Here is a 9,354-nt window from a genome sequence, read left to right as displayed (position 1 = left end):
CCTCTTCGAGCGGCTTGATGACGATGTCATGACACCGCGATGACAGGGGATGAGTTGTGCAGGATCGCCGCATTGCAACGCCCGTGTCACACAAGTGTTAAGCACCGGCGTTAGCGGTTGGCCTCAGCTAATCTGGAGCGCTGCATGCTGGTGGTGGATGGTCTGACGTGTCGCTTCGGCGCAAAAGCCGCGGTCGACGACGCCTCGTTTCAAGTTTCCCCGGGCGGGTTCGTCGGTGTGATCGGGCGGTCCGGCGCCGGCAAGTCGACGCTGCTGCGGAGCATCAACCGCCTGGTGACGCCGACCGACGGACGCATCCTGTTCGACGGGATCGACGTCACCGCGCTGCGCGGCAAAGAGCTGCGGCAGTGGCGGGCGCGTTCGGCGATGATCTTCCAGCAGTTCAACCTGGTCGGCCGGCTCGATGTCCTCACCAATGTCCTGATGGGACGCCTTGCCACGATGCCGGCCTGGCGCTCGCTCTCGCAAATCTGGCCGGAGCAGGACAAGGCGTTGGCGATGTCCGCACTCGAACAGTTCGACATTGCGTCGCTCGCCGCCCAGCGCGCCGACCAGCTCTCCGGCGGCCAGCAGCAGCGCGTGGCGATCGCGCGCGCCCTCGTGCAGCAGCCCGACATCATCCTCGCCGACGAGCCGATCGCATCGCTCGATCCGCGCAACACCAAGATCGTGATGGACGCACTGCTGCGCATCAACAAGCATTTCGGCATCACCGTGCTCTGCAATCTGCATTCGCTCGATCTGGCGCGCAGCTATTGCGACCGCCTGATCGGCATGGCGCAGGGGCGCGTCGTGTTCGACGGGGCGCCGTCCGCGCTGACCGACCACGTGGCACGCGAGCTCTACGATCTCGAAGCCGCCGACGTCATGGGCGCCATGCCCGTCCCGGCGCCCGAGGGGGTCCCGGCGCTCGGAACGGCCGCGGCCGCCTGAGCGACGCCTGTTTCTTTTGCAAGTCTTTGCGTCAACCGACCCAAACTGATGAAGAGGGTAGCATGATCACTCGCAGATTAGTCCTTGCCGGCGCCGCCGCGCTCGCTTTAACGGCCTCCGCCTCGGCGAACGATTGGAAAGCCAAATATCCCGAACTGACTTTCGCGGTCGTCCCGGCCGAGAACGCGTCCGGTGTCACCGAGCGCTGGGCCCCGTTCATGACCTACCTGTCGAAGGAACTCGGTGTGGCGGTCAAGCTGCGCATCGCCAACGACTACGCCGCGGTGATTGAGGGCCAGCGAGCCGGCAATATCCACGTCGCCAGCTACGGTTCGGCCGCGTTCGCGCGCGCGCGCCTGACCGGCGTCAAGAGCGAAGCCTTCGCCAACGATATCAACGCCGATGACTCGACCGGCTATTATTCAGTGTTCTTCGTCAAGGCAAGCAGCCCCTACAAGAAGATCGATGACCTCAAGGGCAAGAACCTCGGTCTCGTCGATCCGAACTCGACTTCGGGCAACAATGTGCCGCGTTTCGAACTCGACAAGTTGGGCATCCACGACGCCGATACCTATTTCAGCAAGGTCGTCTTCACCGGCAGCCATGAGAACGCGATGCTGGCGCTGGCGCAAGGCACGGTCGAGGTTGCCGCCAACCAGTGGACCAGCGACAACGATTCCACGCTGGCGCAGATGCTGACCAAGGGCATGCTGAAGAACGCCGACGGCTCGGCGATGAAGAAGGACGATTTCCGCATCATCCACAAATCGGCGCCGATCATCAACGGGCCCTATGCCTATAATTCCGACCTGCCGGCAGAGGCCAAGGCGGCCATCGCGAAGGCGTTCTTCGACGCGCCGACCAAGGACAAGGCCGCCTTCGATCGCCTCTCCGACGGCCAGAAGAAGGGCTTTCATCCCGCCACCACCAAGGACTGGGATGGCACGATCGAGCTGATCAAGTTCGTCGACGCGCTACGTAAGAAGAAGGCGTCCTGAGTTTCGGGACGAGGCACCTCGAGCCGGGTCCATCGACCCGGCTCTTTCTTTGACCGGACTTGATCTCAGGCCGATGACAACAGCGGTTTCGCTCCTTCCCGACCAGCAGCTCGCCATGCTCAATGCCGCCTATCGCCGGGCGGTTGGGCGCAAGCGGCTCCGCCTGCTGCTGGGGATCGTGGTCTTTGCCGCGGCGCTGCTGCTGGCAGCGATCGGCGCCGAAGTGAATCTGCGCACGCTCTTCACTTATTTCGGCAATCTCGTCAGCTATTTCGACCGTATCCTCACGCTCGACACCGGCCAACGCGTCTGGACCGATGTCGGTGAGTGGCTGTGGGGCTGGCGCAAATGGCTGAAGATGTTGGGCGAGACGCTGCTGATCTCCTATGTCGGCACGCTGATCGGTGCGACCCTGGCATTCTGCCTCAACTTTCTCGCGGCCGAAAACACCTCGCCGGCCCCATGGCTGCGCTTCACGGTGCGGCGCCTGCTCGAATTCGCCCGCACCGTTCCGGGCATCGTCTTCGCGCTGGTGTTCGTGATCGCCTTCGGGCTTGGGCCGATGGCGGGCGTGCTGGCGATCGCGATCCACTCAACCGGTGCGCTGGGCAAGCTGTTTTCGGAGATCGTCGAGAACGCTGACATGAAGCCGGTCGAGGGCATCCGCTCGACCGGCGCGAGCTGGCTGTCCTGCATGCGGTTCGCGGTGGTGCCGCAAGTGACGGCGGGCTATGCCAGCTACGCGCTGCTGCGCTTCGAGATCAACGTCCGCGAAGCCTCCGTGATGGGCTTCGTCGGCGCCGGCGGCATCGGCCAGGAGCTCGTCGTCGCCATCCGCAAGTTCTATTACTCGGACGTCAGCGCGATCCTGCTCACCATCATCATCACCGTCTTCATCATCGACATCACCACCGGCTGGCTGCGCGGCCGCCTGTTCGGCGGGGAGGTGCGCACGTGACGAGGCCGCACGAGTTCGATATGCGAGAGCTTCGCGCGCGCCACCCCGATGTTTTCGACCGGCCCGCCTCGGCGCGCCTCGCCATGCCCGCGATGATCGTCGCGGCGTTCGCGATCCTCGTCTACGGCCTCGTCGATCTCGATTTTTCGCCGGCGCGATTCATCGCTGGTCTCAGCCAGCTCGGCTGGATCACATTGATGATGATCCCCCCTGATCCCGGCTCTTCGCTGCCGATCTATCTGAAGGCCCTCGGCGAGACCCTCTCGATCGCGCTGCTCGGCACGACGCTGGCCGCGGTGTTCGCGCTTCCGGTCAGCCTGCTTGCCGCGCGCAACGTGGTGCCGTCGAAGCTCCTGCGCTTTCCGGTTCGCCGCGTGCTGGATTCGATCCGCGGCGTCGACACGCTGATCTGGGCGCTGGTGTGGATCAACGTCGTCGGGCTGGGCCCGTTCGCCGGCGTGCTCGCCATTGCGGTGGCGGATTTCGGCGCCTTTGGCAAATTGTTCTCGGAGGCGATCGAAGGTGCCGACCAGAAACAGGTCGAAGGCATTCGCGCCTCCGGCGGGAGCGCGCTGCACGAGATCCGCTTCGGCCTGTTACCACAGGTGCTGCCCGTGATCGCGGGCCAGGTGTTGTACTTCATCGAATCCAACACGCGTTCGGCCACCATCATCGGGATCGTCGGTGCCGGCGGCATCGGTCTCCAACTCGCCGAGCAGATCCGCGTGCTGGAATGGCAGAAAGTGTCGTTCTTGATCCTGATGATCCTGGTCGCCGTCGCCGCGATCGACTTCATCTCGGGCAAGCTGCGCTTTGCGATCATCGGAAGGCGCGCGGTAGCCTGAGTTCTTTCCTTCTCCCCCTGTGGGAGAAAGTGGCGCGAACCGCCGGATGAGGGGTCTGTCTCCGCAAGTTCGGCGCGAGAGATTCGCTCGCGGAGAGAACCCCTCGCCCGTCTCGCCGCAATTGCGGCGAGCCACCCATTCCCACAAGGGGAGAGGGGGAAGAAGCGGTCACGTCACCCGTTCTCCACCAGAAACTCCACCCGCTCCGCGGCGAAGCGCGAATGCTTGGTCATCAGCGGCTTGCCGGCCAGATCGTGGTCGGTCGCGTCGACCACCAGGATCGGGCGTCCCAGCGCGAGATCGAGCCGGGCCGCATCGGTCGCGTCCACGATGCCGGCGGTGATCCGGGTCGCGCCGCGGCGATAGTCGCGCACGCCGAAATGTTCGAGCAGTTTCGTCATCGAGCGCGTCGCGGCGAACACGGCGCCCGCGTCGGGAAACAGCACGGCCGACAGCCAGGTGGTCGAGACGCAGATCGGCGTGCGATCGGCGAGGCGGATGGCCTCGATCCGCACCAAGGGCGCGCCGGTCTTCAATCCGAGCTCCCGCGCCAGTTCGCGCGTCGCGACGTCCTCCGTTGCCTCGATCAGCCGGCCATGCGGTTCGCGTCCCTCGGCGCCGACGATCTCGGAAAAGCGGGTACGCGAACGCAAGGGATAGGCGAGCTTCTGCGCCTCGACATAGGTTCCGCTGCCCCGCTCGGCCCGCACCAGGCCGCGCTCCGCAAGGGCCGCCAGCGCACGCCGCACGGTGTGGCGATTGACGCGATAGGTTTCGGCGATCTCCATCTCGCCCGGCAATTTGTCGCCGGCCGCAAAGCGGCCGTCGGCGATGCCGCGCTCGATGCCGTCGGCAACGAGGCGCCACAGCGCAACGCCCGACGACGCAGTGTCTTGCATGCTCATATCGCCGGTCAGCCTAGCCCAGAAATCACGGTTTTGTCACGAAACAGTCATGGCGCTCACTTATGAAGTTGTCTATTATCATAGACAACTTAGAATCGGCAAGTTCGGTGAATCGGTGACGCAGCACAACGACCAGAAAGCCCAGCGCAAGGCCGCCATGGCCGTGCTGGCGCACGCGGAGGCGGGCGAGATCGCCGCCCGCCTCCGCGACTTGGGCTTGAACTCGGCTCTGCCGGCCCATCAGGATCTGCGCGCCCCCGAAAACGGCCTCGTCATGCTGCGCGGCCGGGCCGGCGGCGACGGCGCGCCCTTCAATCTCGGCGAAGCCACGGTCTCGCGCGCGGCGGTCCGGCTTGCAAGCGGCGAGGTCGGCTTCGGCTACACGCTCGGGCGGGACGGTGAGAAGGCGCGGCTGATCGCTCTGTGCGATGCGCTGGTGCAGTCCAGGGATTTCGGCAGAGCGGTCGAACGGGACGTTATCGCGCCGTTGCGCGAGCAGCTTATGATTCGCCGCAAGCAGGCGGCGGCCGAGACCGCCGCGACGAAGGTTGATTTCTACACCATGGTGCGCGGTGAGGGGTGAGATCATGACCACGATTGCGGAACTGCCGCCGGGTTTCGTCGACAAGGTGCTATCGGCGCAATCGACTTTTCGCTCGGTGATGGACGCGATGGCGCGGCCCGGCTCGGTCCGGCGCATCGTGCCGGGAGCGGGGGCGCCCGACAGGATGATGCGCGGCACCGCCGCGATCGCGCTGACGCTGTTCGACCATGATACGCCGCTCTGGCTCGATGCGCGCATGGCGGAGAGCCCGGATTTGGTGAAATGGCTGAAATTCCACACCGGCGCGCCGGTGGTGCAGGATTCCTCGATCGCGAGCTTCGCGCTGATCGGCGATGGTGCGGAGCTTCCGCCGCTCGAATGCTTCGCGCTCGGCACCAGCGAATATCCGGATCGGTCGACCACATTGATCATCCAGGTCGATCATCTGGGCTCGGGACGCAGTTTCGAGCTGCGAGGTCCGGGGATCGACGGCGCCGCGACGCTCCAGGCCTCGATCAGGCCGTTCGATCTGTTCGAGCGCCTGCATGTCAACGAGGCGCTGTTTCCGCGCGGCATCGATGTCGTGCTGGTCGCCGATGACGCATTGGTGGCGATCCCCCGCACCACGCGCGTCGTGAGCAAGGGAAGCTAAAGCATGTATGTCGCAGTCAAAGGCGGCGAACGCGCCATCGAGAACGCCCACCGCCTGCTCGCCAATGTGCGGCGCGGCGACCAAGGCGTTCCGGAGGTCACGCTCGATCAGATCTCGGAGCAGCTTGGGCTGGCAGTCGACCGTGTCATGAGCGAAGGCTCGCTCTACGACCGTGAGCTCGCCTCGCTTGCGATCAAGCAGGCGCGCGGCGATCTGATCGAGGCGATCTTCCTGGTCCGCGCCTTCCGCGCCACGATGCCGCGGTTCGGCGCGAGCGAGCCGGTCGACACCGGCGCGATGCGGGTGCAGCGGCGGGTGTCCTCGACCTTCAAGGATATTCCGGGCGGCCAGATCCTCGGGCCGACCTTCGACTATACCCACCGCCTGCTCGACCCCTCGCTCGCGCAAGGCTTTGTGCCGGAGGCGCCGGCGACTGCTGAGGCGTCGACGGCGCCAACGCCGCGCGTGACCGACATTCTCGGCCGCGACGGGCTGATCGAATCCTCGCCGCAGGCCGAAGACGGCGCCAGCGTCGGCGATCTCACCCGCGAGCCGTTGAATTTTCCGGCGGACCGTGACCTGCGCCTGCAAAATCTCGCGCGCGGCGACGAAGGCTTCTTGCTGGCGATGGGCTATTCCACCCAGCGCGGCTATGGCCGCAACCATCCCTTCGCAGGCGAGATCCGCTTCGGCGAGGTCGAGGTGGACTTTGTCGCGGAGGACGCCGGATTCGCCGTGCCGCTGGGCTCGATCGAACTCACCGAGTGCCAGATGGTCAATCAGTTCAAGGGCTCTGCGACGGAAGCGCCGTGCTTCACCCGCGGTTATGGCCTCGCCTTTGGCCAGAGCGAGCGCAAGACCATGTCGATGGCGCTGGTCGATCGCGCACTTCGCGCCCGCGAGCTAGGCGAGGAGGTGCGTGCGCCGGCGCAGGACGAGGAGTTCGTGATGTCGCATTCGGACAACGTCCAGGCGACCGGCTTCGTCGAGCATCTGAAGCTGCCGCATTACGTCGACTTCCAGTCCGAACTCGGCCTCTTGCGCAAGCTGCGTCAGGAGTTCGCGGATGCCCAGGCGCCCGATGCCATGAAGGAGGCCGCGGAATGAACGCGCCCGCCTACAACTTTGCCTATCTCGACGAGCAGACCAAGCGGATGATCCGCCGCGCTATCCTGAAGGCGATCGCGATTCCCGGCTATCAGGTGCCGTTCGCCAGCCGCGAAATGCCGATGCCCTATGGCTGGGGCACGGGCGGCGTCCAGGTCACCGCCGCGATCCTCGGTCCACAGGACGTGCTGAAGGTGATCGACCAGGGGTCCGACGACACCACCAACGCGATCTCGATCCGCAAGTTCTTCGCCAAGACCGCGGGCGTCGCCACCACGACGGCGACGGAGGAGGCGACCGTGATCCAGACGCGCCACCGCATCCCCGAGACGGCGCTGCATGAGAATCAGGTGCTGGTCTATCAGGTGCCGATCCCGGAGCCGCTGCGCTTCCTCGAGCCGCGCGAGACCGAGACGCGGCGCATGCACGCCCTCGCCGAATACGGCCTGATGCATGTGAAGCTCTATGAGGACATCGCCCGCTTCGGCCACATCGCCACCGCCTATGCCTATCCGGTAAAGGTGAACGCGCGCTACGTCATGGACCCGTCGCCGACGCCGAAATTCGACAATCCCAAGATGGATAATTGCCCGGCGCTGCAACTCTTTGGCGCCGGCCGCGAGAAGCGCATCTACGCGATCCCGCCCTACACGAAGGTGGTGTCACTCGATTTCGAGGATCACCCGTTCGAGCCATACCGCTTCAACAAGCCCTGCGCGCTGTGCGGCGCGGAGAATTCCTATCTCGACGAGATCGTCACCGACGACAAGGGCAGCCGCATGTTCGTCTGCTCGGACACCGATTATTGCGAGGGCCGTCAGGCCGCCGGCCATCACGGCAGCCTCAGCGCCGCGCCCTACAAGGAGAAGGCGGGCGCACATGGCTGATCTCGATGCCCTTGAAAGCGACCAGCCGCTGCTGGTCGCGACATCTCTCAGCAAGTCCTTCGGCCGCATCGCCGCGTGCCGCGACGTGTCGTTCGCGCTCTATCCCGGCGAGGTGCTGGCAATCGTCGGCGAGTCCGGTTCGGGCAAGTCGACGCTGCTGCAGCTGCTGTCGGGCCAGCTCGCGGCCAGCGGCGGGCATGTGTCCTATCGGATGCGGGACGGGGTCGCTCGCGATCTCGCCACGCTCGGCGAGGCCGAGCGGCGCTTTCTGTTCCGCACCGATTGGGGATTCGTGCATCAGGATCCCGCGCAGGGCCTGCGCATGGCGGTGTCGGCCGGAGCCAATGTCGGCGAGCGGCTGATGGCGGTGGGCTGGAATCACTATGGTCGCATCCGCGACACCGCATCCGACTGGCTCACGCGTGTCGAGATCGACATCGCCCGCATCGACGATGCGCCGCGGACTTATTCCGGCGGCATGCGCCAGCGCCTCCAGATCGCCCGCAACCTCGTCACCGAGCCACGGCTGGTGTTCATGGACGAGCCGACCGGCGGGCTTGACGTTTCGGTACAGGCCCGCCTGCTCGATCTCCTGCGCAGCCTCGTCGCCGAGCTGCACCTCGCCGTCATCATCGTCACCCACGATCTCGCGGTCGCGCGCCTGTTGTCACACCGCGTGATGGTGATGAAGGGCGGCAGGGTCATCGAGACCGGTCTGACCGACCAGGTGCTCGACGATCCCCGCGAGCCCTATACCCAACTCCTCGTCTCCTCGATTTTGCCGCCATGAGCTCACAGATGACCGCAATGATCGAAATCGCCGACGCCAATAAGACCTTCACGATGCACCTGCAGGGCGGCATCGAGCTGCCCGTCGTGCGCGGCGTGACCTTCCAGGTCAATCCCGGCGAGTGCGTCGTTCTCTCGGGACCATCGGGCGCCGGCAAGTCGTCGATCCTGAAGATGATCTTCGGTAATTACCGCTGCGATAGCGGCCGCATCGGCATCCGCCACCGCGGCGCCTTGATCGATCTCGCGAGCGCCGAGCCGCGCCAGGTGCTCAACGTCCGCCGTTCCACCATCGGCTATGTCAGCCAGTTCCTGCGGGCAGTGCCGCGCGTTGCGACCATCGACGTGGTCGCCGAGCCGTTGATCGTGAACGGCATGGCCCGCGCCGATGCGCAAGCCCGCGCCGGCGAGTTGTTGCAGCGTCTCAACATTCCGGAACGCCTGTGGCGGCTTCCGCCCGCGACCTTCTCCGGCGGCGAGCAGCAGCGCGTCAACATCGCGCGCGGCTTCATCTCGGACCTGCCGATCCTGCTGCTCGACGAGCCCACCGCCTCGCTCGATGCCGCCAACCGCGCTGTGGTGGTCGAGCTGGTCACTGAAAAGAAGCGCCAGCGTGTTGCCATGGTTGCCATTGTCCATGACGACGAAATCCGCCATTTGATTGCCGACCGTATCGTCGACGTCACCAGCTTTGCCGCCGCCGCCTGAAGGACAT

Annotated in this window: 11 protein-coding genes; 10 read left to right on the top strand and 1 reads right to left on the bottom strand. The window is 65.3% G+C overall.

Annotated features, from left to right (window positions below):
• The first annotated feature begins 144 nt into the window (after positions 1-144).
• The 4 genes from phnC to phnE (ACFDR6_RS03275) all read left to right on the top strand — a co-directional run bounded on the left by phnC (position 145) and on the right by phnE (ACFDR6_RS03275) (position 3,755).
• Positions 145-954, top strand: coding sequence for a phosphonate ABC transporter ATP-binding protein (gene phnC / locus ACFDR6_RS03290; RefSeq protein ID WP_212084448.1), 810 nt, complete (start codon positions 145-147; stop codon positions 952-954).
• A gap of 62 nt (positions 955-1,016) precedes the next feature.
• A complete protein-coding gene (gene phnD, locus ACFDR6_RS03285; RefSeq protein ID WP_375857365.1) occupies positions 1,017-1,952 on the top strand; it encodes a phosphonate ABC transporter substrate-binding protein in 936 nt (311 codons plus the stop codon).
• A 73-nt stretch (positions 1,953-2,025) separates the two neighbouring features.
• Positions 2,026-2,910, top strand: a complete 885-nt coding sequence (gene phnE / locus ACFDR6_RS03280; RefSeq protein ID WP_375857364.1) for a phosphonate ABC transporter, permease protein PhnE — start codon at positions 2,026-2,028, stop codon at positions 2,908-2,910.
• A 20-nt stretch (positions 2,911-2,930) separates the two neighbouring features.
• A complete protein-coding gene (phnE, locus tag ACFDR6_RS03275) occupies positions 2,931-3,755 on the top strand; it encodes a phosphonate ABC transporter, permease protein PhnE (protein ID WP_375857910.1) in 825 nt (274 codons plus the stop codon).
• 173 nt (positions 3,756-3,928) lie between these two features.
• Here the strand turns inward: phnE (ACFDR6_RS03275) and phnF are convergent, their stop codons facing one another.
• Positions 3,929-4,660, bottom strand: a complete 732-nt coding sequence (gene phnF, locus ACFDR6_RS03270) for a phosphonate metabolism transcriptional regulator PhnF (protein ID WP_212084465.1) — start codon at positions 4,658-4,660, stop codon at positions 3,929-3,931.
• Positions 4,661-4,817: 157 nt separating this feature from the next.
• Between phnF and phnG the strand changes: the two genes are divergently transcribed.
• The 6 genes from phnG to phnL are packed head-to-tail and all read left to right on the top strand — an operon-like array spanning position 4,818 to position 9,347.
• Complete coding sequence (gene phnG / locus ACFDR6_RS03265) at positions 4,818-5,243, top strand: phosphonate C-P lyase system protein PhnG (RefSeq protein WP_375857909.1); 426 nt, start codon at positions 4,818-4,820, stop codon at positions 5,241-5,243.
• 4 nt (positions 5,244-5,247) lie between these two features.
• A complete protein-coding gene (gene phnH / locus ACFDR6_RS03260; RefSeq protein WP_375857363.1) occupies positions 5,248-5,856 on the top strand; it encodes a phosphonate C-P lyase system protein PhnH in 609 nt (202 codons plus the stop codon).
• A gap of 3 nt (positions 5,857-5,859) precedes the next feature.
• Positions 5,860-6,963 carry a carbon-phosphorus lyase complex subunit gene (locus ACFDR6_RS03255; protein WP_375857362.1) on the top strand — a complete coding sequence of 368 codons (1,104 nt, stop codon included), beginning with the start codon at positions 5,860-5,862 and terminating at the stop codon, positions 6,961-6,963.
• Positions 6,960-7,850, top strand: coding sequence for an alpha-D-ribose 1-methylphosphonate 5-phosphate C-P-lyase PhnJ (locus ACFDR6_RS03250; RefSeq protein WP_375857361.1), 891 nt, complete (start codon positions 6,960-6,962; stop codon positions 7,848-7,850). Before ACFDR6_RS03255 ends, ACFDR6_RS03250 begins: the two co-directional genes overlap by 4 nt.
• The gene (phnK, locus tag ACFDR6_RS03245; RefSeq protein ID WP_375857360.1) at positions 7,843-8,640 is read left to right on the top strand and encodes a phosphonate C-P lyase system protein PhnK; all 798 of its coding nucleotides are present in this window, start codon (positions 7,843-7,845) and stop codon (positions 8,638-8,640) included. The genes ACFDR6_RS03250 and phnK overlap by 8 nt, the downstream gene beginning before the upstream one ends.
• 8 nt (positions 8,641-8,648) lie before the next feature.
• Entirely contained in the window at positions 8,649-9,347 is a 699-nt protein-coding gene (phnL, locus tag ACFDR6_RS03240) for a phosphonate C-P lyase system protein PhnL (protein WP_375857359.1), read from the top strand.
• Positions 9,348-9,354: the final 7 nt, after the last annotated feature.

It is taken from the genome of Bradyrhizobium tunisiense (genome assembly GCF_042263385.1).
Classification (GTDB): domain Bacteria; phylum Pseudomonadota; class Alphaproteobacteria; order Rhizobiales; family Xanthobacteraceae; genus Bradyrhizobium; species Bradyrhizobium tunisiense.
Note: the sequence above shows the minus strand (reverse complement) of the source record. Positions and strands in the feature narration are given on the sequence as shown.